Origin of the sequence: Martelella mediterranea (genome assembly GCF_021021415.1) — a bacterium.
Classification (GTDB): Bacteria; Pseudomonadota; Alphaproteobacteria; order Rhizobiales; family Rhizobiaceae; genus Martelella; species Martelella mediterranea_C.
In genome coordinates this window covers 14,683-36,627 of record NZ_JAINWJ010000061.1, presented here as the reverse complement: position 1 = coordinate 36,627, position 21,945 = coordinate 14,683, and the positions used below count along the sequence as shown (strand labels likewise).

At 60.9% G+C, this 21,945-nt stretch carries 25 protein-coding genes and 3 pseudogenes; 6 read left to right on the top strand and 22 right to left on the bottom strand.

Going from position 1 to position 21,945, the window contains the following annotated elements:
• The 8 genes and pseudogenes from K7H91_RS23660 to K7H91_RS23625 all read right to left on the bottom strand — a co-directional run.
• Positions 1–148: pseudogene (locus K7H91_RS23660) on the bottom strand (TniB family NTP-binding protein); the annotation flags it as partial.
• Between the two features lie 149 nt (positions 149–297).
• Complete coding sequence (gene istB / locus K7H91_RS23655) at positions 298–1,053, bottom strand: IS21-like element helper ATPase IstB (RefSeq protein WP_230722643.1); 756 nt, start codon at positions 1,051–1,053, stop codon at positions 298–300.
• 14 nt (positions 1,054–1,067) lie between these two features.
• Complete coding sequence (gene istA / locus K7H91_RS23650; protein WP_230722642.1) at positions 1,068–2,603, bottom strand: IS21 family transposase; 1,536 nt, start codon at positions 2,601–2,603, stop codon at positions 1,068–1,070.
• 165 nt (positions 2,604–2,768) lie between these two features.
• Positions 2,769–3,272, bottom strand: a pseudogene (locus tag K7H91_RS23645) (TniB family NTP-binding protein); the annotation flags it as partial.
• Between the two features lie 12 nt (positions 3,273–3,284).
• Positions 3,285–4,898, bottom strand: coding sequence for a Mu transposase C-terminal domain-containing protein (locus tag K7H91_RS23640; protein WP_230722640.1), 1,614 nt, complete (start codon positions 4,896–4,898; stop codon positions 3,285–3,287).
• A gap of 161 nt (positions 4,899–5,059) precedes the next feature.
• Complete coding sequence (gene lspA, locus K7H91_RS23635) at positions 5,060–5,554, bottom strand: signal peptidase II (RefSeq protein ID WP_419197520.1); 495 nt, start codon at positions 5,552–5,554, stop codon at positions 5,060–5,062.
• Positions 5,535–6,323 (bottom strand): ZIP family metal transporter, encoded by a 789-nt coding sequence (locus tag K7H91_RS23630; protein WP_230722638.1) that lies wholly within the window; start codon positions 6,321–6,323, stop codon positions 5,535–5,537. Before K7H91_RS23630 ends, lspA begins: the two co-directional genes overlap by 20 nt.
• Before the next feature lie 22 nt (positions 6,324–6,345).
• On the bottom strand, positions 6,346–6,801 hold the full coding sequence (locus tag K7H91_RS23625) for a DUF411 domain-containing protein (protein WP_230722637.1): 456 nt from the start codon (positions 6,799–6,801) through the stop codon (positions 6,346–6,348).
• Positions 6,802–7,100: 299 nt separating this feature from the next.
• Between K7H91_RS23625 and K7H91_RS23620 the strand changes: the two genes are divergently transcribed.
• The gene (locus tag K7H91_RS23620; RefSeq protein WP_230722636.1) at positions 7,101–7,679 is read left to right on the top strand and encodes a DedA family protein; all 579 of its coding nucleotides are present in this window, start codon (positions 7,101–7,103) and stop codon (positions 7,677–7,679) included.
• 114 nt (positions 7,680–7,793) lie between these two features.
• Here the strand turns inward: K7H91_RS23620 and K7H91_RS23615 are convergent, their stop codons facing one another.
• From K7H91_RS23615 to K7H91_RS23595, 5 genes are read right to left on the bottom strand one after another with little or no spacing between them, the layout of a single operon-like run.
• Positions 7,794–8,402 carry an SCO family protein gene (locus K7H91_RS23615; protein ID WP_230722635.1) on the bottom strand — a complete coding sequence of 203 codons (609 nt, stop codon included), beginning with the start codon at positions 8,400–8,402 and terminating at the stop codon, positions 7,794–7,796.
• On the bottom strand, positions 8,402–8,866 hold the full coding sequence (locus K7H91_RS23610) for a copper chaperone PCu(A)C (protein ID WP_230722634.1): 465 nt from the start codon (positions 8,864–8,866) through the stop codon (positions 8,402–8,404). Before K7H91_RS23610 ends, K7H91_RS23615 begins: the two co-directional genes overlap by 1 nt.
• A 25-nt stretch (positions 8,867–8,891) precedes the next feature.
• The gene (locus tag K7H91_RS23605) at positions 8,892–9,566 is read right to left on the bottom strand and encodes a DsbA family protein (protein ID WP_230722633.1); all 675 of its coding nucleotides are present in this window, start codon (positions 9,564–9,566) and stop codon (positions 8,892–8,894) included.
• A complete protein-coding gene (locus K7H91_RS23600) occupies positions 9,563–9,985 on the bottom strand; it encodes a disulfide bond formation protein B (protein WP_230722632.1) in 423 nt (140 codons plus the stop codon). The genes K7H91_RS23605 and K7H91_RS23600 overlap by 4 nt, the downstream gene beginning before the upstream one ends.
• 4 nt (positions 9,986–9,989) lie before the next feature.
• Positions 9,990–10,592, bottom strand: a complete 603-nt coding sequence (locus K7H91_RS23595) for an SCO family protein (RefSeq protein ID WP_230722631.1) — start codon at positions 10,590–10,592, stop codon at positions 9,990–9,992.
• A gap of 184 nt (positions 10,593–10,776) precedes the next feature.
• On the opposite strand from K7H91_RS23595, the gene K7H91_RS23590 reads away from it, so the two are divergent.
• Positions 10,777–11,016, top strand: a complete 240-nt coding sequence (locus tag K7H91_RS23590; protein ID WP_230722630.1) for a hypothetical protein — start codon at positions 10,777–10,779, stop codon at positions 11,014–11,016.
• 62 nt (positions 11,017–11,078) lie between these two features.
• On the opposite strand, the gene K7H91_RS23585 is transcribed toward K7H91_RS23590, so the two are convergent.
• The 9 genes and pseudogenes from K7H91_RS23585 to K7H91_RS23545 all read right to left on the bottom strand — a co-directional run bounded on the left by K7H91_RS23585 (position 11,079) and on the right by K7H91_RS23545 (position 18,578).
• Positions 11,079–11,288: a hypothetical protein gene (locus K7H91_RS23585; protein WP_230722629.1), complete on the bottom strand. Its 210-nt coding sequence runs from the start codon at positions 11,286–11,288 to the stop codon at positions 11,079–11,081.
• Between the two features lie 19 nt (positions 11,289–11,307).
• Positions 11,308–11,556 carry a hypothetical protein gene (locus K7H91_RS23580; RefSeq protein WP_230722628.1) on the bottom strand — a complete coding sequence of 83 codons (249 nt, stop codon included), beginning with the start codon at positions 11,554–11,556 and terminating at the stop codon, positions 11,308–11,310.
• Between the two features lie 102 nt (positions 11,557–11,658).
• A pseudogene (locus K7H91_RS23575) lies at positions 11,659–12,153 on the bottom strand (cell wall hydrolase); the annotation flags it as partial.
• A gap of 35 nt (positions 12,154–12,188) precedes the next feature.
• A complete protein-coding gene (locus tag K7H91_RS23570; RefSeq protein ID WP_230722627.1) occupies positions 12,189–15,194 on the bottom strand; it encodes a Tn3 family transposase in 3,006 nt (1,001 codons plus the stop codon).
• A 5-nt stretch (positions 15,195–15,199) separates the two neighbouring features.
• Positions 15,200–15,823 carry a recombinase family protein gene (locus K7H91_RS23565; protein WP_230722626.1) on the bottom strand — a complete coding sequence of 208 codons (624 nt, stop codon included), beginning with the start codon at positions 15,821–15,823 and terminating at the stop codon, positions 15,200–15,202.
• A 327-nt stretch (positions 15,824–16,150) separates the two neighbouring features.
• The gene (gene merA / locus K7H91_RS23560; RefSeq protein WP_330166039.1) at positions 16,151–17,581 is read right to left on the bottom strand and encodes a mercury(II) reductase; all 1,431 of its coding nucleotides are present in this window, start codon (positions 17,579–17,581) and stop codon (positions 16,151–16,153) included.
• A 1-nt stretch (position 17,582) separates the two neighbouring features.
• On the bottom strand, positions 17,583–17,831 hold the full coding sequence (merF, locus tag K7H91_RS23555; RefSeq protein WP_230722625.1) for a mercury resistance system transport protein MerF: 249 nt from the start codon (positions 17,829–17,831) through the stop codon (positions 17,583–17,585).
• Between the two features lie 5 nt (positions 17,832–17,836).
• Positions 17,837–18,169, bottom strand: coding sequence for a heavy-metal-associated domain-containing protein (locus K7H91_RS23550; RefSeq protein WP_230722624.1), 333 nt, complete (start codon positions 18,167–18,169; stop codon positions 17,837–17,839).
• A 10-nt stretch (positions 18,170–18,179) separates the two neighbouring features.
• Entirely contained in the window at positions 18,180–18,578 is a 399-nt protein-coding gene (locus K7H91_RS23545) for a mercuric transporter MerT family protein (RefSeq protein ID WP_230722623.1), read from the bottom strand.
• A gap of 76 nt (positions 18,579–18,654) precedes the next feature.
• Here K7H91_RS23545 and K7H91_RS23540 point away from each other — a divergent pair, with 76 nt between their 5' ends.
• From K7H91_RS23540 to K7H91_RS23525, 4 genes are all read left to right on the top strand, one after another.
• Positions 18,655–19,068, top strand: a complete 414-nt coding sequence (locus tag K7H91_RS23540; RefSeq protein WP_230722622.1) for a MerR family transcriptional regulator — start codon at positions 18,655–18,657, stop codon at positions 19,066–19,068.
• Positions 19,068–19,394, top strand: a complete 327-nt coding sequence (locus K7H91_RS23535) for a YnfA family protein (RefSeq protein WP_230722621.1) — start codon at positions 19,068–19,070, stop codon at positions 19,392–19,394. Before K7H91_RS23540 ends, K7H91_RS23535 begins: the two co-directional genes overlap by 1 nt.
• 195 nt (positions 19,395–19,589) lie before the next feature.
• Complete coding sequence (locus K7H91_RS23530) at positions 19,590–20,720, top strand: multicopper oxidase domain-containing protein (RefSeq protein WP_419197521.1); 1,131 nt, start codon at positions 19,590–19,592, stop codon at positions 20,718–20,720.
• Positions 20,717–21,925 (top strand): metal transporter, encoded by a 1,209-nt coding sequence (locus K7H91_RS23525; protein ID WP_230722619.1) that lies wholly within the window; start codon positions 20,717–20,719, stop codon positions 21,923–21,925. Before K7H91_RS23530 ends, K7H91_RS23525 begins: the two co-directional genes overlap by 4 nt.
• Positions 21,926–21,945: the final 20 nt, after the last annotated feature.

The following is a 21,945-nucleotide window of genomic DNA, read 5'->3' as shown; positions in this document are numbered from 1 at the left end:
CGTTTGCAGCCCACCGGCTCAAGGTGAACTGCTCAAACCTGCGCGCAAGCTGAACGTCGCCGCTGATCGCCTCCCGCGCGTCGTTGACGCCGAAGCAGACAAGCGAGATCTGCAGACGATTGCTGAGGAAGCGGAGCGTATTCAGGATGCGAATTCCGATGAAGCCGGCCGTGGATTCCGAAACGAAGGCGGCCACCCATTCCAATTTCATTCCGGCCGGGAGGCCGATTTGAAGCCGGCCACCGTTGGGGCTGAACCTGGGTCAATGTGGATGTTTGGTTCGGGTTTTCCTTCCGGTCAAGCGCGCGTTGTATCAGCGGGCGGGATAGTACGATTTTTTCGCATGCTTTCGCCCGTCAATTCGATGCGATAGGCATTGTGAACGAGGCGATCGAGGATGGCATCGGCTATGGTGGGATTGCCGATGATTTCATACCATTGGTCGACGGGGACCTGGCTGGTGACGATGGTCGAGCGGCGCTCATAGCGGTCCTCGATGATCTCGAGGAGGTCGCGTCGCTGATCGTCATTGAGCTTTTCGGGGCCCCAGTCATCAAGGATGAGCAAATCGGTTCTCGCCAGCGCTTTCAGCATCCTGGCGTACCGGCCATCGCCGCGCGCCAGGGCAAGTGCGGCGAAGAGCCTTGGCGCACGGTGGTAGACGACGGAGAAGTCCTCCCGGCAGGCCTTTTGGCCCAGAGCGCAGGCGAGCCAGCTCTTGCCGACGCCGGCTGGACCGGTGACGAGGAGCCCGTGCCGCTTTCGTATCCAGTCGCAGGTGGCGAGATTGAGGAACAGCGTGCGGTCGAGACCGCGTTTGGCACGGAAATCGGTATCCTCGACCTGCGCGGCATGGCGCAGCCGGGCTGCCCGGGCGCGGGCCTCGAAGCGCTTCTGCCGCCGCAGCGTCGCTTCATGCTCGAGAAGGATGGCGAGCCATTCGCCATGTTCGAGGGCGCGGGTTTCCGGCTGTGCATCGAGGTCCCGGAAGGCCTTGGCCATACCGTGAAGGCCAAGCTCGCTCAGCCGGTCCAGTGTGGGGTGGGTCAACATGATCTCTTGTCTCCTTAATGGAAGTAACCGGGGCCACGCAGGTTGGCGTGATCCATGATGGCGCCGGGACCTGCGGTTGGCCGGGCTGCTTTATGGTTGGCAATGAGCGCGGCAATGCTCTTGCAGGTGAGCCCGCCGATCTCGACCGCACGGGCCGATACCGCCTCGGCATGGTCATGGCGGAGCTCTCGGTAAAGCCGGAGCACTCCCAGACATGTTCTGAAGCCCTGCTCGGGATGCGGCCGGCTTGCCAGGATGGCGACGATCAGCCCTTCAGTCTGTGGTCCGATGGAAGCGGCCCACAGACTGAAGCGGTCCGGCGTCCATTCGGCATAACGCCGGTGGGAACTGGGCATATGGTCGGGGATCGTGCCGTAGCGGCGCCCGCCATAGCGGCGCTGATGGATTGCTATGCGCTTGCCGCGGTGGAATATCTCGATCGTTCTCTGCGTCGCGCGGATGTCGACCTGCTGACGGATGAGGCTGTGCGGCACGGAATAGAAGAAGCGGTCGAACTCGACATGATAGTCCGTCGACACGCGGGCAAGGCGCCATTCAGCGAATTCGTAGTCCTCGCCGGGCAGGCCCGAGAGCGCGGGCTTCTCGACAGTTTCGAAAAGATGGCGGCGGCTGACGCCAAGGCGGCGCATGACATGATCGTTGATGCGATCGAGCGCCCCGGCGATTGCGGCGTTCGCCTCGGCAAGCGAGAAAAAAGTCTGCCGCCGCAGCCGGCCGAGGATACAGGTCTGGGCGAAACGGACCCCGTTCTCGACCTTTGCCTTGTCCTTCGGACGTCTCGGCCGGGCCGGCTGCACGCCGACGCCATAATGGGACGCCATCATGGCGTAGCTGCGGTTGACCTCCGGATCGTAGAAGGAAGCGTGGTTGACGCCGGACTTCAGATTATCGGGCACGATCAGGCGCGGGACGCCACCGAAGAAGCGGAACATGCGCACATGCGCGCCGATCCAGTCCGGCAACGTCTGCGTCCAGGTCGCTTGCGCATAGGTGAAACCGGACGCGCCCAGAACGGCGACGAATATCTCCGCCTCGCGGATCTCGCCGGTCAGCGGGTCGGCGATGGCGATCTTCTTGCCCGAATAGTCCACAAAGACCTTGTCGCCGGCAACATGATCCTGGCGCATTGTCGGTGACAACCGCTTCTCGAAACTGCGGAAAAGATCACAGAAACGGCTGTAGCCGTAACCACCGGGGTGAACGGCGCGGTACTCCTCCCACAGGATGAGCAGCGTCACGCCAGGCTTGCGCAGTTCCACCGCCAGGTCCGCCCAACTGGGTTCCGGCCGCCGCCGCAAACCCGGCTTGACACCGGCGCGTGCAAACAGCCTGTCCTCAATCGCATCGTCGGTAAGGTCACCGCAAAGCGGCCAGCGCAGTCCCGCCGCGGCCGCTCGCTTCAGATTATCCTGAACGGTGCTGCGCGCCACGCCGAGCGTCAGTGCAATCTCACGGGTGCTGGTCCCGTCTCCGGCAAGCCGGAGCATTTGTCGTAATTGTCTCATGGTCAGCCTTCTCTTTGCCGGCATCACGCTTCCTTTGTTCAAAAGGACAGTCATGCCAAAGTTGCTGACCCAGGGGGTGTCTCATGCCTTCAAGGTGGCCGGTTGTTAATCGGAATCGTGGCCGGCTTCATTCCGGAATGGCGGCCGGCTTCAAATCGGAATACCCGGCCGGTTAACTTCGGAATCCGCATTCAGGACGATGCGCTGCTCGCGATAGGATCCGGCGAGGATGTTGTGCAGCTCGTCGATGACCAACACCTGCACGCCGATGGCCTCCATGATGCGCAATGCAGCTTGTTCCATCTGGGCAATGTCTGCACGAGGCCGCTGAGGCGCGCCGAGAAGGGTGAGCAGCTCGGCATAGAAGCGTCGCTCGCCTGGTCGGCTCGTCATCTCCATGGCCAGGACTGGTGTCTTCAACGTGCCCGTCAGTGGATTGAAGCTCGGCGGGTGCTCGTCCCGGAAGCGCTTCATGATCATGGTCTTGCCCATACCGCTGTCGCCGTATATCGCGACCGAAGGCATGCGCGTGCCTCGCGGATGGTCGAGGAGTGCGCTCAGCCGGTCGAGCGCCTGCTTGGCGCGAGGGTAGAGAACCCAGCGACGTGATCGTATCGTTCGAATGCGCCGTTCGTTCGTTTCAGAAAGCAGTGCCGCGGCCCCGGCGGTCAGGTGGGAAACTTCATCGTTCATGTTCACTCCAGCTCAATCTGTATCCTCGACAAAGGGTACAGGTTTGCTGGAGTCGACACCTCGGAGCGAGCCCCATCCCCGATCATCCACTTTTGATTTCGACGAAGCGATTCCGCGTCGTGCCGCCGCCGTCTTCTTCGTTGCCGCCTCAACCAACTCTCGCTGTGCGATGGCGGTGCGGACGATAGTGCGGGTGTCGACTTCACGGCGTCCTTTCGCCAGAAGGGTGCGTCGGGCGGTCACCGCCTCGTGCAGGGTGATCGAAGGCAGTGTCAGATCTGCATAGCGAGCTTCCACAAAGTTTCCCGATGGCCGTTGAACGAAGACGCGCGCCATATCCCGCGGATCGTATTTGACAAGCAGGCGCCGATCGCAACGCCCGACGTCGGCGCTGAGTGCTGCGGACCAATAGCGCAGGCCGAACAGGTGAATGCCGGTGGGCCGCAACGTTCGCTCCTGCTCAGGCAGGAAAGTCAGCCAGAAGCGCATGCGATCCTGAGGTAGCCGAAGTGGGATCTCTCCCTCGTGCTCTCGCCAGACCGCAATCGGCGGGCGACCCAGGGTGCCGTGGATCGACTGATGATAGGAGCCGACGATGTCGAGTGCGATATACCGCTCAAGTTCACGCAGTGTCAGTGCCGCGTGCCGCTTTGGGTCGTACTCTCCCAGTTCTTGTTCGTTGCTGAATGTTGTTCCGGGCAGCAGATGCAGCCTTCCCATTTGTGTTCCAATAAGCCGCTCAATGTGACCGCCAAAGCGTGGCTCACCCGGCGGCCGCCACTCGATCGCGATGCCGGCATCCTGGCATCCTCTCTTGAATGCCCGGCTGCGGAAGTCGGCGCCGTTGTCGACGTGAACAGTGGCCGGTAGGCCTGCAACGGGCCAAGGCTCCGCTATCTCGCGTTCCCTCAACCAAGCAGACTTGTCGAAGACCGAGTGCAGCAGACACAGGCTGGTGGACAGCCGGGACGGGGCCTCCATCGTGAGATAGAACCCGGTTACCATGCGGCTGCGGACGTCCATCGCCAGCGTCAGCCAAGGTCGACCGAGCGGCTGCCGGGTCTCCTCGTCGACGACGAAGACGTCGGCCTTCGTATGGTCCATCTGGATGACTTCCAGGGGGCGTGATGCACCGAACCCTCCGGGAACAGGCGTTGTCGCCTTCACAATCTTCTGTTCGCCGCGGCGCTTGGCGCGCTTCTGGAGGTCGATGTCCCTAAGGCGGGCCACTACCGTCCGGCGATGCGGTGGCTTGAGCCCCGCCGACATGCAGTTTGTTTGCACGTCACGGACCAGCTGCGAAACCGTCGGCCGGGTCTGCTTCAGGTAGTATGCGCTTATCGACGCGCGAATGATCTCTTCTCGCTCCTCGTCCAGGGCCCGATGACCCTCGGGGCGCCCGCGTTTGCGATCCACCAGCGACAGCACGGTTCCGCCGGCGCGGAACAGTTTGATCAACCGGTATGCAGTGGCTCGGCTCAGGCCGAGCTCGACCGCGAGTTCGGCAACATCTCCGGCCGTCGCGCCTTGAGGATTACGCTTCAGGAAGCCGCGGATCGTGTCAGCTCGTCTGCACGCTTCGTCCCAAATCACCTCGTCTATCTCGGCGGGGAAAAAGTCAGTCATGGCAGGCTCTCGATGAAAACATCCAAGAGCGTCAATCTCACATACAGTGACAAAATCCAAGTCTGATTATCAAATTAAGTGCTCGTACTCAAATTAAGGGTCGACCTAAACATATGAGATTGTTGGGATGGCAGTCTCATCATTAAGTGCCAAGTCACATATCAGGAGGGCTTCGCTCTCGACATGCTGGTGCAGAGGGCCGCAACCCCGCAGAAAATGAAAGTGTCCGCGAGGTTGAAGGCTGGCCAGTGCCAGGCGCCCGCATAGAAATCGAGGAAGTCCGTGACAGCGCCGTGGCGAAGCCGGTCAAGCACATTCCCGAGTGCGCCGCCGATGATAAGCCCGCATCCTGCGGCCTCGATACGGTTCCGCGTTTGCAACAGTATCGCCATGAGCCAGCAGCAGATTGCCAGCGCGAGCACGACCAGCAACCCTGGTACAGACCCGCTGAGCATGCCGAAGCTTACCCCGTCGTTCCGCAAGAATACGAGATTGAAGCCGGGAAAGACCGACACACCACCTGTCAGCGTCTCGGCATTTGCCGTCGCCACCGCTTTGGTCGTCTGATCGAACCCGAGGGCGATGCCCCCTGCGCTCAGTCCTATGAAGGTGGATCGGAGGTAAATCGGTATCGCCTCACCCCAGCCAGATATCAAGAAACAGCATGAGCACGAGCCCGATGGCCAGGCCGAGCGTCGCCCTGTTCTGATGGCCGTTGCGATGCGTCTCTGGGATGATCTCATGACTAATGACGTAGAGCATCGCACCCGCCGCGAAAGCGAGGCCCCATGGCAGGAGCGGCTCGGAGAGCGTGATGACGCCTGCGCCGATGAGGCCGCCCACCGGCTCGACCATGCCGGTTAGCGCCGCGATTCCCCAAGCGCCCCGCCTCGTGTAACCTTCGCCCAGAAGCGAGACGGCAACGGCAAGACCTTCGGGGGCGTTCTGCAACCCGATTCCGATGGCGAGTGGCAGCCCGTTTTCGTAGCCGCCCGACCCGAAACCGACACCCACGGCCAAGCCCTCAGGAAAGTTGTGGATCGTGATTGCGATAATGAAGAGCCAAACCCGGCGCAGCGAGGCTGCTTCTGGCCCTTCGCGCCCGGTGCGGAAATGTTCGTGCGGCAAGCGCTCGTTCATCAATGCGACCGCACCCATGCCCAGCAGGATGGCGACGCAGACAAGCGCGGGTACGACAGCGCCGTTGTCATAACGCAGTTCGGCGGCGTCGAGCGCCGGGATGATGAGCGAAAAGAACGACGCGGCCAGCATGACGCCCGCGGCGAAACCAAGCGACAGATCCCGCGTGGCCCGCGACGGCAGACGCCCGAACAGCGCCGGGATCGCACCGACAGCCGTGAGAGACCCCGCCGCAAGGCTTCCGAGAAAGCCCAGAGCAATAGGTGAAAGCGTCGTCACGTCCATGTATTTCTCTTGGGTAAACGGGTCATTCGCCCGGGTAACTTGCGAAAACTTCAGTGGTACCGTCGTTGCGGATCAGGAAGACGTCGTAGCTTTCCGTCCGGCGGCTCTGATCCATGCCGGGAGAGCCGAGGGGCATGTCAGGGACGGCCAGGCCAATCGCATCGGGGCGTTCCTCCAGCAGTCGACGAATATCCGCGGCGGGCACATGACCCTCGACGATATAGCCTTCGACATCAGCCGTGTGACAGGAGATCATGCGTTGCGGTATACCGTTGTCCAGTTTGTAGCGCACGAGCAGCACCGCAGCCATGTTCTCGCCTGTGGGCGCGAAACGGTTGTCTTCGAGATGCTCCATCCAGGCAAGGCAGCAGCCGCAGCCATTGGTTTTCCGGACGTGGATCGGGGTCGCCTCCGCCAGCGCGTGAGCTGCGGATGCGATGACGAGTGTGACGGAGAGAAGCGCTGTCATTGGTTTCATGGCATCGAATCCTTTCGTGGGGAGATGTTGCCGGGGGCGAACCGATTCTCGAAAGGAGCGCGGGGCTTCTGCAGTTGGAACTTGGTATCACTTTTATAAGTTCGACCATTGCCCGCCGCTAAGGCAGGGCAAGGGAACGCCCAGGAGAAGTTTGCCAGCGCCATACCGGAGGCAAACTGATTCGCTAGATGTCCATCGCTTCCCTCTTCGCATGAGGCAGAAAAAATCGGTTGCCCCGAGTTGACCAGGCGCCGCGCAACGCCACTTTTTGACTTGAAAACGCAAAGAGATGAAAACTTATGGATAATATTCAAGCGCTGATTTCGGAAAACTCTTTGCAATTCTATCTGCTTCTCTTTGGCTATTGCGCGCTCAAGAGTGGGGCGCTTCCGTTCTTGGCCGGTGCTGCTGCAGGATACGGGCTTCTCGACGGCGCACTCGCCGCGACGTCCGCCTTCGCCGGCGGCTACCTCGGGGATGAGGCGCGTTTCATGTTGACGCGGCGTTACGGCCTTGGCGGCTTCGGCAGGTTTCCAAGGTTTAGCGACTGGATTTTGCGTACCGTTCCAATTGCTGAAAAATATGCTGGCGTTTACATATTCGCGTATCGTTATCCTAAAGGGATGCGCACGATCGGGGCACTGCCCATAGGTCTGACATCCATGGAATGGACGACGTTTACCCTCCTCAATGCGGCTTCTGCAGGGCTCTGGGCCGCGCTGCTTGTCGGCGGCGGCTACCTTTTGGGCGAGCACCTTCTCGACTATATTGAAGACGGTTGGGGAGTAGCGAGCTTTACCCTGCTCGTCGTATTTGTTGTCCTCTATGTGATCGCCTACCGGCGGATTACGCGCCGGATCGAAGCATATTTGGAATAGGCGTGCGGCAATTTGCCTACACGCGGTCGCCGCCATGTCTTCGACGGTGGTCGTGGCGATCCGGTCAGGGGCCAATGCATATGTCGAGGTGCCTGTGTCTCCTGCCATCCACATCTACTCACCCATTGCGCGGCGGATTTTTGGCAAAGCGGTTTCGCGCGATTCATGATAGTCCACATTTGTCACATAACGCCCCGCGGCATCAAAGAGGAACACGCTCGCGGTGTGGTTCATCGTGTAGTCGCCGCTATCGGTCGGCACCCGCTCATACGTCACGCGGAACCCCTCCGCAGCACGCGCGATTTCTTCGGGCTGTCCCGTCCAGCCGCGTACCGTCGGATGGAAATAACCGATATACTCGGCCATGGCGTCCAAGGTATCCCGCGCCGGGTCCACGGTAATGAAAACCGTGTTGAGTCGGTCTGCGGCCTCGCCCATGCCATCGAGCCAGCTGGTTATGTCCGAAAGCGTCGTCGGGCAAACATCCGGGCAATAGGTGAAGCCAAAGAATACCATCGAGGGGCGACCAATAAGCGTTTCGGGTCCTACCATGTTGCCCCGGTGGTCGGTGAGCCGGAACGCCATGTCCGATAATGCCATGGGTCGCTGGTCGACGGACGTCGGGGCGCCGGGGCCGTCTACCCGCCACCAGCCCGCGACGAGTGCCAGACCGAGCGTACCGATCCCCGCGCCGCCCCAGAGGAGAAACTTGCGCCGCTGCATCAGTCCTTGGGCCCGCGCGCGGTCATCCCCAGGACGGGTACCTCCACCGATACTTCACCGCCATCCGAGAAGCTCAGCGTCAACTCAAAGGCTTCTCCCTCAATCATCGGCCGCTGGAGCATCATCAACATGGCATGCAAGCCGCCCGGTTCCAATGCGACCGTTTCACCGGGTGCGATCCTGATGTCGCCTGCGGGTGCCATCGAGCTGACACCTTGGTCGCTGGTAGAGGTCCGGTGCACTTCTGGTCGCATCGCGAGATCGGTTTCGATGCCGGTAAGCGTGACTGCCTCGTCGCCAGCATTGCGGACTGTCATGTAGGCCGCACCCGGTCGGTTGGTGCCGATTGACGCCCGCGACCAGGCTCCCTCAACGACCACATCCTTCGACCCGGCAACGGCGGGGGCACCAGACCCAGCGGCGAGCATAAGCGCGGTGACCGCGCTCAGATAAACTTTTGTCATCAATGTTGCCTTTCTCTTCTGCAGTTCAACGTTGCGTGGCGGCGACTTCGGCGGCCACCCGCCTGCGCAATTCCACCTCGCCAAACGGATCAAGCAGGCGGCCATTGACGAAGAATGTCGGCGTCTGCCGCACGCCCATGGCTTCGACATCTGCGCTATCCTGGTTAAGGATTGCAACGACACCGGGCGCTAGCATTTGCGTCCGGGCGGCATTCACGTCGAGACCAGCGCTGCCAGCGATGTCCAACAACAGTCCCGGCGCCGGTGCGCCATGCGATGCCCAGTTTGGCTGTTCGCGAAGCAGCGCGTCCATAACCTGGCGAAAGACGCCCTGCATTCGCGCAGCTTCAAGCACGCGGATAGCCTCGACAGAGGCCTCACCGTGGAACGCCGTGTAGCGGATAATGACGCGCACAGCGTCTCCATGCTCGGCCATGATGTCCTTGACGATCGGATCGAAGGAGCGGCACGCCTCGCAAGCGGGATCGAAGAACTCCACTATGGTGACAGGCGCGTCCTCCGGCCCGAAGCTGGGCGAGTAGGACCGCATCAGCGCCTCGGGCTGTTTGGCCGGCATTGGCGGCTCGGTTTGGGCCTCGATCTTGGCGAAGGGCGCGGGGCGGGTAACATACCACGCAGCACCGCCAAACGTAGCGGCGCCTAAGCCAAGAATTGATAGAATCACGGCGCGGCGGTTCATGGGGTGGTCTCCTTGAGGGACAGGGCGGAAAACAATGCTATGAGGGCGAAAGCGACAAGCGATAGGCCTGGGATGGGTAAACCGAGTATGATCTGGTTATTGTCGGTGCAGGACGGGCCCGTGGCGGTACAGGGCTGGATCGGTTCGGGAATCAGCCCTGCGTAAAGCCCCACATGCCAGAACGCAATGACCGCGCCGCCAATGGCCAGCGCAATACCATAGCGACCCACCCGTCGGTCCCGCCACCAGAAGCCAAGTCCGAGCACCACGGCCAAAGGGAACATGAAGGCGCGCTGATACCAGCACAGGAGGCAAGGCATCTGGCCCAGAACTTCTCCGATGAAGAGAATCGCGAGGGAGGAGGCGAGCGCTATCGCCCAAGCCAGCCCAAGGGCCGTATCGCCGGAAACCCGTGTCATGCATTTACATCCTTTTCCGCAGATCGGTGAGGATTTCCTCGGCTGTGGTGCCATAAGGCCATGAGTCGACAAAGCCTGCCTGGCCGTCGAACAGGAACAGATGCGAGGAGTGCCCCATTGTGTAGCCGTCTGGTGCGCTCGCGTCATCAATCCGCTCGAAATAGATCGGGAAGGTATCGGACGTCGCAGCGATCTGTTCGGGCGTGCCGGTCAGTCCGATGATCCGTTCATCGAATAGGGGCACGAATTCGGCAAGTGCCTGCGGTGTATCGCGCTCGGGATCTATCGAAATAAAGATTGGCTGTACCTTATCAGCGTCACCGTCCAGCCCGTCCATTACGGCGGCGACCTCGGCCAGGGTCGTGGGGCAGACATCTGGACAGTTCGCGAAGCCAAAGAAGATCAGCATCCAGCGGCCCGCGAAATCCTCCTCGGACCGGATCTGACCTTGATGGTCAGTGAGTTCGAATGCAGCAGAGAATGCAGGGTCCTGCGAAGATCCAGATTGATCGGATCGGGGGCCCATCCAAAGCAGGCCCCAGACAAAAGTCAGTCCTGCGATGCCCACTAGGACCCATAAAAATTTCTGAATTGCTGTCAGTTGCACGTAACTCGCCCGATGCGTTTTTGCATTTTGGACGTTTGCTACACCCTCTAGTTACTGTAGGTTCAAGCGTATTCTACAACTTTCAACTCCTTTTTTCGTCTTGTGAAGCCCTTCTGATCGTTGCAGCGCCTGACAACTTCGATGGTCTAATCGCCATTGCCCCGTCAACGATGGCAAGAAGACCATGTCCACGCTGCAGAGCGCCGTTGTGAACCATGAGGCAGAGACCTATTCTCTCTTTCGCCGGGTCTGCCCGGACGGCCATGCGTTCCGACCGATCAAGGACTACACGGCCCGCCGGATCCAGTTTCTGGCAAACCACGAGTTGTACAAGACGGAAAAACTGAGCCGTTACGACCCGATCAGACCTAAGGTCGCAAGCGCCAGCACCGATCACATCGTGCGATCCCAGCGAAGCGCTTGACCCCGAAGAAATTACCGGTCTCGGTCAACGCTGCCAGTTTAAGGCGCTTTCTGAAGACTCATTCATCGCTGGAAGTGAGAGCGGAGCCAGAAGACACCGAAGAATGCCCCGACCAATGCCGCAGCGAACAGCGCCGCGGCGATGGTCGAGATTTCTCCAATTGCTATCATCATGCGAGGCATGAAATAGAAGGCGAGGCCGAAGCCGATCATGATTGCAGCAGCAGCGATCATGGACAGGCCAGACTTTCGATCGATCATTTGAGCCGCCATTTCTTCTCTTGAAGCGCCATCAGCACGAGACTGCTCCATCGCAGTCGCATGCCGTCTTGATTTCGTCTTGCTGTGCGGAGACTCCGACCGCTCCTTCGACGACATTGGTTCCGATGATGAGGGATGGTGTTACAGTCAGTCCCAGTTTCTGGTCGAGCGCGCGATTCCTGTCGATTGCCGCCTGAACCAAGAGATTTTTCGAACCCATTTCGCGTTTGTCGCTATCGAAGCCCATTTCCTGGGTGATCTTCAGCGCCCCTTCTGCCATTGATTTGAGCTCGCGTTTCGAGCAAGCGAGTGTAAAACGCAGCCGGCTGCAACTGGTCCGATTGCGCCTTCAAGACAAGGGTTTTGAGAATTTAGCGCATGGTCAACTCCAGCCTCCGCCATAAGTGCGGAAGAACAGGTGAGAGCCGATCTTGGTCATCTTTTCCATGGTCTGTGCCCAACGTTGATTTACGTAGCTTGCATAATAATGTGTTGACGATGCGACCTCAGAAAGAAATATTTTCCCTCCAGTGACGGCCATCGAGATGTCGCGCGCGAGACGGTAGGCTCGGCGGTCTGCAATCCGATCCGGTATGCCATCACATGCAAAGGAAAACTGGCACCTATTGGACCACGTAGCATTCTGATAAACCACGTCGCAGATAAAGTTCGGATATGCGGGATTTCTAACCCTGTTCAAGATAACCTGCGTGACTGCAGCCTGGCCCTTGATGCTTTCGCCACGTGCCTCGAAATAAACCGCCGTCGCAAGACACTTCTGCTCATCTTCGGAGAAGGCGGCGGCGGGAAGCGGGTTTTTCATCCAGTCATGGTCCCCATTTGCCATCGGCGGCACAAAACGCCCTAGATGGGGTCTGAGTAGCAACGGAGCAGAAAACCTACATAAGGATTTCAGGGCTCGTCCGGATCTGCGTTCTGCGGATCGCGCAGTGGCCTGAGTTCGCCTCGTGCCACAAATTCCGGCAGTGTGAAGGCGTATCGGCCGAGCATGTTGACGTGTTTGGAGCCTAGCGGCGACAGACGCGCGACGTCTTCGGGCCTGACGTCGTAGCCTTCTGCCACGAGCTGATTAAGGGCGGCGTCCATGTAGATCGTGTTCCAGAGCACGACGAGATTGACGACCAGGCCAAGCGCTCCAAGTTGATCTTCCTGACCCTCACGGTAGCGCTGGCGCAGTTCGCCGCGCTTTCCGTGGAACAGGGCGCGAGCGAGCTGGTGACGCCCTTCTCCGCGGTTGAGCTGAACGAGGATGCGCCGCCTATAGGCTTCGTCATCAATGAAGCGGAGAAGGTAGAGGGTCTTTATGAGACGACCGAGTTCCTGAAGGGCGCGAGCCAGCCGTGTGGGCCGATCGTTGGTCTGGAGCGTTCTGGTAAGGTCGGCGGCACGAACCACGCCGAGCTTGAGAGAGCCGGCAAGACGCAGCAGGTCATCCCAATGATCCACGATCAGCTTCATGTTGATCTTGTTCGAGGCGAGTTCGTCGAGAATTCCGTAATCAGCCTTGCCATCGACGCGCCAGAACCGCGCGCCGCCGACATCGGCGATGCGGGGGCTGAACTGGTATCCGAGCAGGTGGAATATGCCGAAGATGGTATCGGTGTATCCGGCCGTGTCGGTCATGATCTCGGTGGGCTGAAGCTCAGTTTCCTGCTCGAGCACGACGGCGAGGAGATTGAGGCTGTCGCGCAAGGTGCCTGGAACGGTTATGGCATTGAGACCGGTGAACTGGTCTGAGGCGAGGTTGTACCATGTGACGCCGCGCTCTTTCCCGAAATATCTCGGGTTGGGTCCGGAGTGGATGGTGCGGACCGGCACGACGAACCGCAATCCGTCGGCGGAAGCAACCTCGCCGCCACCCCATTTTCTGGCAAGGGGGATGGCGTTCTGCGCCGAAACCAGGGCCGCGTTGGCGGCAGTCAGAGTTTCGGCGCGCAGAAAGTTCTGTTTCACCCAGCTGAGCCGCGAACGTCGGAGCGCCGGAACATCGAGCCGGACCAGCGGTTCGAATCCGGTGTTGGTGGCCTCGGCCAAGAGGATGGCGCAGACGCTTGTCGCGATATCCTCTGCCCGCGCGCCGCCTTCGCTGGCATGGGTGAAGCGGTCGGCAAAGCCGGTTCGTGCGTGCATTTCCATGATCAGTTCGGGCAGGTCGAGTCTGGGCAAACGAGCCTCGATAGTCGTGCGCAGCGCAACCAGGCTTGTAGGCTCTTCAAGCTTTTCGAGGCGCTCAACGGAAAGGTCCAGGCCTTCCGGTGTGCTGACGATGGTGACGGCCGAGTTTGCAGGCACGCGGCTTGCGGTTTCCCGGAAGGCGAGGTCGAGCCGCTGCGACAGTTGTCCGAGTTCTTCATCGGCCACACTGGATACGCCGACGGTGCGGCAGATCGCCGGGCGAGCGGCTTCCCATGCCGGGCCTGACAGCAGTCCTTTGCGCGGGTCGGCATACCGCAACGATTTTACCGGAAAGAGATCTCGCCGGCGGATCGCGCGACGAAGGCCGTCGAGAACACAAAGCCGGTAACCGGTCAGGTCGAGGGAACCGTCGGCAGCCCTCAACTGGGCTTGCCACTGTTTTGGTGCGAAGGCGGTTGGCAGTGGCCCGGTACGTTTGCGTCCGGAGTGAACGACGCGGAGATATTCGATCGCCTCAAGCAGGGGCCGGCCGGCTGGCGCCGCGCCGAGATCGAGACCAGTAAGCAGCCCGGGCGTGTAGGCAATCTTGCGATTGAACTTTCTAAGCTCCCGGAAATATGGGTCGTCATGAGGTTCGGCCAGCTCTCCGACGCGCTCGACGGCCGCCGCAAGCGCGTCGGTGTCGATGAATTGGAAGATCGCGGTTCGGACTGCACCGTCGGGCGTTTCCGGATCGAGGATGACGATTGCCGCGTCCCGCAACTTCAGTGCCGCGGCGTCGAGGTCGCGGAGCGATCGCAATCTGACCTGTTTCGCGGCCGTGGACGCCTCATTGAACATGGAGGTGGAGACCGCATCGAAGACATCGATGACATCATCTCCGGCCGAGGCCTCAAGCGTCCGGATGAAGGCCAGCAAGGTTGCTGCACGCCGATCCGGCGGCAGGCGGGAAACGGCCTGTGCCTTGGCGGCGCTGGCGAACCGCGCCAATGCTGTGATCTTGCCTGGCGGCAAACGATCAATGGAGGGCAATCCGTTTGTGAGGGCACGGATCTCTTCCAGGCGATCGAGCGCGCGGCGAATTTCCCGGTTGCTTTGGATAAATGGACCATCCCGCAAGCGATCGAGGGGACTTTGTCGCTCACCTTCCGGAACTGTGACCAACTTGTCGAGCCGCGCCCGTTGTTCGGTTGTCATCGTCTCGGTCAAGAGCCGGTGCAGACGGGCGTTCGCTCGTGTCCGCACCCTGGCGACGGTTCGCTCGAGAACAGATGAGCCAGGGAGCAGAACCTTGGCCTCCAGCAGCCACGCGACCGCCCGATCGAAAAGAGCTGAGGCTTGATCCGAACCGGTCCAGCACAGGGCAAAAAGGAAACGATTGAACCGAAATCCGACGCCGGGATCGGTAAAGGTGCGATAGCCATATTGCTGGCGGATGCGAGGAGCATGTCGCCAGCGTCCTTCGCTGCTCGCATATTCCGCGATCAGTTCCTCGGGATCGGGGAGCGAAAGCTGACGGGCAGTGAAGCGCAGGGCGGAGGCAGGAACATGGCCCGGCTCTTCGAGAAAAATCCCAAGCATGCGCAACGATCCGAGCTGGACGGCGACACCCAGACGATTGTGATCGCCGCGATGTGTGGCGACGAACGCGCGATCGGCGTCATCGAGGTGGAAATAGCGGGCCAGTTGGTCCGCCGTCAGTTCCCCGTTGAAGCGGCCGTATTCCCGGGCCTGACTATCGCTCAGAAATCCTACCGGCAAAGTCGTCAGGCCTGCATTGTCTTATCGCGCTTGGCTCGGCGCTTGGTGAGCAATTCGTCGGCCCGAGCGCGCGGCTGTCCTTTCGCATCGACATAGGCATAAAGGGTCGACAGCGACACGCCGAGCTGAGAGGCGACGTCGCGCGCGGCATTGTCCTGGTCTGCCATCATCGCCATCGCCGCCTTCAGTTTCTGCCGGGTCATTACACGAGGTCGACCGCCGGCCCTGCCGCGGGCGCGGGCCGCAGCCAGTCCGGCCATAGTGCGTTCGTGGATGAGATCGCGTTCGAATTCCGCCAGCGTCGCGAAGATGCCGAAGACCAGCCGCCCGGTCGTCGTCGTGGTGTCCACATCGCCGGTCAGAACCTTGAGCCCGATCCCGCGTTTCTGCAGGTCGCTCACCAAGGCGACCACATGGGCAAGCGAGCGGCCGATGCGATCGAGTTTCCAGACGACCAGCACATCGCCTGCCCGGGCGATCTCAAGCGCCTTTGCAAGGCCAGGTCGTTCGGTTGCGCGACCCGAGCACACGTCGTCGTAAATCTTCTCGCATCCAGCACGCTCCAACCCATCACGCTGAAGATCGAAATTTTGCTCGCCGGTCGAAACCCGCATATAGCCGATCAGCATCGCTCCCTCCTAGTTTCATATTAACTTAGACGGCAGGGAGTTTGTCGGCTATAGATTTTTGCACAGGTATTTATGAAAATCCAATGCCGATCCGGAGTTTTTGCGATCTGCTTTGCAGCGTCACATCAAACCGGGGTTTGTTGCAATGGTTCGGGAAAGGCTTTTTATGGATACCAAGTGGAGCTGAATCTGCGAGTGAACCGTCATGACTGACAATTACGACGATCGTGTCTCAGGGGGTGGTGTAGCTGACGGCGTTGGTCGCCAAGCATGCCGACGGGTTCATCGAGGGGGGCGCGGTACTGCCCTCTTAAATGCCCAATCCGGTCAACCCGCGCAGCACGAGAGCTTCGCCACGTCTTTGGCGAAACCTTGTGCCGCGAGTTTGAGCCCCTCCACCGTGGTGAGATAGGGGAAGATCGTCTCGCCCAGCTCTTTCGTCGTCATGCCAAACCTGAGCGCAAGCACCATGGTCTGGATACTGTCGGCGCCTTCCGGTGCCAGGATTTGCGCGCCAAGCAGGCGATCTGTCTCCGCGTCCGCGACCAGCTTGATGAGCCCGCGCGTGTCACGTGCCGCAAGCGCCCGCGGCACCTGGTCGAGGGGGACGACCGAGGTCTTGGTCTCGAAACCCGCAGCTTTTGCCGCAGCGTCGCTCAACCCCAAACCGGCGACTTGCGGGTCGGTGAACACGACCCAAGGCATGGCGCTGTGGTCGTAAGCGAGGCTGTTGCCGTTAAGCGCGTTGAGGGCGGCAAGCTTTGCGCCATAAGCTGCCATGTAGACGAACTGGTCGCGACCGGTAACATCGCCCGCCGCATAGACGCCGGGTTTCGAGGTGCGCATCCGGTCATCGACGACGATGCCGCCACTGGGAGAAAGCTCCACCCCAGCTTCCTCAAGCCCGAGGCCGGCCGAATTGGGCCTGCGGCCGGTTGCGACGAGAACATGCTGCGCCGTAAGGAGCTCCGGCCTCCCCTCGCGCTCGATAGTCAGCTCGACGCCGTTCTCGACGGTTTTAATGACCCGGTAGGAGAGCCCGGTCAGAACCGAGATCCCGTCATCCATCAGATAGCGGGTCAATGCTTCGGAGATCTCCGGCTCGGCTTCGGGCAGCAGGCGACTGCGGGTAACGAGGGTGACCTTCGTCCCCGCCCGCGCGAACATTTGCGCCAGTTCGCAGCCGATATAGCCGCCGCCGATGACCATGAGCGAAGCGGGCTGATCGGTCAGCTCCAGGGCGGTGGTGCTGGTGAGACAAGGGATATCCGCGATGCCGGAAATGTCCGGCAGGCTCGATGCAGCCCCCGTCGCGACGATGATCTTGTCCGCCGCGATTGTCGTGTCATTCACAAGAACGCCTCGGCCGTTTAGACGCGCCGCGCCTTCGAGATAGGCAACGCCGCTATATTCGGACAGCAGATCGATATATTTCTTCTGGCGCAGCGTCGTGACCAGATCATCCTTGGCCCCGATCAGCCGACCCCAGTCCACGACATTCGCCTCACCGGCAAGGCCGGGATAACGGCCAGCCGCGCGGGCGCCGTGCAGCGCTTCCACCGCGCGGATCATGGTCTTGGACGGCACGCAGCCGACATTCACGCAGGTGCCGCCGATCAGCCCATGTCCGATGAGGGCGACATTCGCGCCCTGTTCGGCCGCCGTGATGGCGGCGGAGAAGCCGGCCGAACCTGCGCCGATGACGGCCAGATCGTAGCCATTCTTGCTCTTGTCGTTTGTCGAGCAGCAATCGGACATGTCAGACACTTTCCTTATTGGGTTGAGTCTCGCTTGAGCAGCACGCCGCGGCGCGCTGCCGCCGCCAGAGGCCGTAGGCGGCCAGTCCGAGGAAGATTGCGAGGGCCGGGAAAAGTACATAATCGATCCAGCCGAGCCATGCCGATAATCCAAGAGCGCCAAGCGCGATGACCAGGATCGGCGTGGCGCAGCAGACCGCGGTGATAATCGAGCCGGCGATACCGGTCTTGAGGATGGTTGCGTCTTTCACCGGACTCAGCCTCTCACCACCGCCGGGTATCCGGCATTGGCTGAAGCGGTCGCGATGGCCTCGATCGTCGTCTTGGCCGGATCGAACACCACGGTCGCCGTCCTAGCATTGAAGTCGACCTCGACTTGCCTCACGCCTTCGACACCCTCCATCGCTTTTCTCACCGTGACGGGGCAAAGCGCGCAGGTCATGCCCGGCACGTCGAAGGTGGCAGTTTGTTCGGCTTCCGCCGCCTGCGCGGTCGAAACAAGGGCTGGCGATGAGACCAAACCGATAGGGGGAAGGCCGGACACGCCGATAGCCATCAATCCCGCCGTAGCGATGAGAAGTCGTTTCATGTCATTCCTCCTAATAGAAAAGCGGTGCCCACCAGTTGATCGTCACGGCGAGGACGACAAGCGCGGTCGAAAGCCAAAGGGCGGATTTGGTGATGAGGGCGGATTCGGGCCGCGCGCAGTAGGACCCGTCCTCACAGGCGACCTTGGGCTTGAAGTAGACCTGCCGGAATCCGAGCCCGATGAAGACAAGTGCCACGCCGGCGAAGATCGGTTTGTAGGGCTCCAGCGCGGTGAGATTGCCAATCCAGGCACCCGATACGCCGAGCATCAACAGGACGAGCGGCGCAATGCAGCAGGTCGAAGCCAGGATGGCGCCGATAACGCCGCCGGCGGCGAACCATTCCTTCTTTCGATCGGTCACTTGCGTCGGCGCATCAAACGCCACGGTTTCGATTTTTGTCTCGCTCATACGGTTCGCCCTCGAATTCCAGTCCAAGGCAAGCTACGGTCTGTAGCAACTACAGACTCAAGAGGAATTTCGAACAATGGCCGATCACGTTTCCGGGAAGCGATTGCAGCGCGCCGAACTAGCAAGGCGCACGGGCTGCAATCTCGAAACCATCCGCTATTACGAGAAGACGGGCATGATGCCCGACCCGCCGCGCACGGCGTCGGGCTATCGCGTATATGACGAAGCCCACGTTTCCCGGCTGCGCTTCATCCTGCGCGCCCGCGAACTCGGCTTTTCCATCGGTGAGATCCGAGGCTTGCTCGACCTCGTCGATGGGGGCACGCAGACTTGCGCTGAGGTTAAGGAGCGAACCGAGCAGCATCTCGCCGATGTGCGTGCCAAGATCGCCGACCTCAAGCGGATCGAAAAGGTGCTCGCGGCGACGGCCGCGCAGTGCTCCGGCAAGGACGTGCCGGAGTGCCCGGTTCTGGAGGCGCTGGCATCCTGATGGCAACGCTTGCAATTTATATCGGCGCCGCACTGGCGGAAATTGCTGGCTGCTTCGCCTTCTGGGTATGGCTGCGTCTGGACCGCTCGCCGCTCTGGCTCGTGCCAGGCATGGTGAGCCTCGCCCTCTTTGCCTGGCTTCTGACACGCATCGACAGCGATTTCGCGGGTCGCGCCTATGCCGCTTACGGCGGCATCTACATCACAGCGTCGCTGTTCTGGTTTTGGGCTGCGGAATCTCAACGCCCCGACCGCTGGGACGTGACAGGTGCAGCAGTTTGCCTTCTTGGGGCTGCGATTATCATTTGGAGTCCACGACCGAGCTGACATCCCCCGAATGACCACTTCATTGCCGTGGACGCATGGCAGACGGCGTCGCCGCGACTTAGGCCATGGCGATGGATGCCTCACCCGATGCACGGGTGGTGGAGGTCCGGACCAAGGAATGAAGCCCTTGCTTCCAATTATAGCTCCTGCTAAGTTGCAAATAATTCTCAATTGCAGGAACGTTGAATGTTCGAAATTTCCGATTGGCTGCGAACACGGTTGAGCCGGCGCATGGTTCTGGGAGCGGGTCTAGCGGCTGCGGGCGGGTCCGCCGTCGCCGCGGTGGGCAGTGCGCAGGAGGTCAATCAACCCGGATATGCCGGCAAGCCGCATCAAGGGATGGTCGGTTCGGGCCACCCGTCCAGCCATGGCTCAAGCCACGGCGCGATGATGACGGTCGGCGATGTCGATGAGGCGCGGAACGGGTTCGACACGGCCAAGATGCTGACCGAGTGGGAGACCGGAACGGTTTCCCGACTGCCCGACGGGCGCGTTCTGCGCACCTTCCAGATTGACGCCGTCGACAAGGAAATCGAGATCGCGCCCGGAGTGATGTTTCCGGCCTGGACGTACAACGGCCGTGTACCCGGCCCGGCGCTCAGGGCAACCGAAGGAGAGCGGTTGAGGATCGTCTTCCGCAACTTCGGCTCTCACCCGCACTCGATCCACTTTCACGGCATCCATTCGGCGCGGATGGACGGCATTCCCGGCGCCGGCGTGATCGATCCGGGGGATGAGTTCGTCTACGAGTTCGACGCCAAACCGTTCGGCTGCCACTTCTACCATTGCCATGCGCTGCCTCTGAAACGGCATATCCACAAAGGCCTCTACGGGTTGTTCGTGGTCGATCCCGATCCCACGCGGCACCCGGACCAAGCGGAGTTTGCCCGTTCACGCCTGCTCGGAACGCCGGAGAACGCCGAGTGGCAGGAATTCGCCATGGTGATGAATGGCTTCGACACCAATTTCGACGACGAGAACGAGGTTTATGCGGTCAACACCGTGGCCCATACCTACATGAAGCGCCCGATTCCTGTTCGGCGCGACAGGCCCGTGCGCGTCTATCTCGTCAACGCCGTCGAATTCGATCCGATCAATTCGTTCCACCTGCACGGCAATTTCTTCGACTACTACGATCATGGCACGACGCTGACGCCAACGCTGCGAACCGTGGACACGATCACCCAATGCCAGGCACAGCGCGGCATTCTCGAGTTCTCGTTCAAGGAGCACGAACCGGGCCTTTACATGTTCCATGCTCATCAGTCGGAGTTTGCCGAACTCGGCTGGATGAGCTTTTTCGATGTCAAGGAGGCCGTGGCATGAACGAGACTCGCCCCGTTCCAGAAGCCGGATCGGTTCCGGTCGAGCAGGAGAAGTCACGCGCGGCCCTCGTCTGGCTTCTTCTGCCGCTCGCCGTACTGGTCCTTGCCGTGGTCTGGCTCGTTACTACCAATCCGTTGAGCCGATTCGACAACGGTGCGCCACCGGTTGAGAATCTTACATTCGAGCGCACCGTCCTGTCCGACGGCGGTATCGATCTTCTCGTCCGCGCCGGCGGATCGGAGCCAATGACGATCGCTCAAGTGCAGGTCGACGACGCCTATTGGCAGTTTGCACAGGAACCGGCCGGTGTTCTACGGCGAGGCGAAACCGCGTGGATCCGCTTGTCCTATCCCTGGGTTCTCGGCGAAGCTCATGCAGTGAAAATCGTCACCAACACCGGCGCCACTTTCGAACACGAGATCGCCGTCGCCGTCCCGACCCCGGCCGTCAATGCCGCAACGCTTTGGAGCCAAATGCTTCTGGGTGCGTTCGTCGGCATCGTGCCGGTCGCCATTGGATTGATGTTCTACCCGGCGCTGCGCGGGGTCGGCCGCGGCGGCATGAACTTTCTTCTCGCAATGACGGTGGGCCTGCTGGTGTTCCTGATGATCGACGCCGGAGGAGAGGCATTCGAGCTTGCCGGCGACGCGGCAGCCATTTTTCAGGGGCAAGCCATGGTCGCTTTGGCGGCGGGCGCAGCCTTCCTCATTCTCATGGCGGCCGGTCGCCGTGGGGGAACGCCAACCGGGCTGACGCTCGCGACGCTCGTCGCATTGGGCATCGGCCTGCACAATCTCGGCGAGGGCCTTGCCATCGGCGCGGCCTTCGCTTCGGGAGCGGCCGGGCTCGGCACCTTCCTGGTGCTCGGCTTCACCATTCACAACATTACCGAGGGGATCGGCATCGCCGCCCCGATTCTGAAAGTGCGGCCGGCGCTGTGGGTATTTGCGGCACTGGCACTGCTCGCCGGCGGCCCCGCAATCCTTGGGCTATGGCTCGGCAGCCTCGCCTATGCGCCGCAATGGTCGGCGCTGGCGCTGGCGATCGGTGCGGGCGCGATCCTGCAGGTGGTCGTCGAGGTCACAGCCTATCTGATGAAGGCTGACGGACGCGGTGTTGCGGCACTTTCTTCCTGGCCGGTCCTCTCGGGTTTGGCCTTCGGTGTAGCGTTTATGTATGTAACGGCGATGCTGGTCAAAATCTGATCGGACCAGCAAGAAGGAAT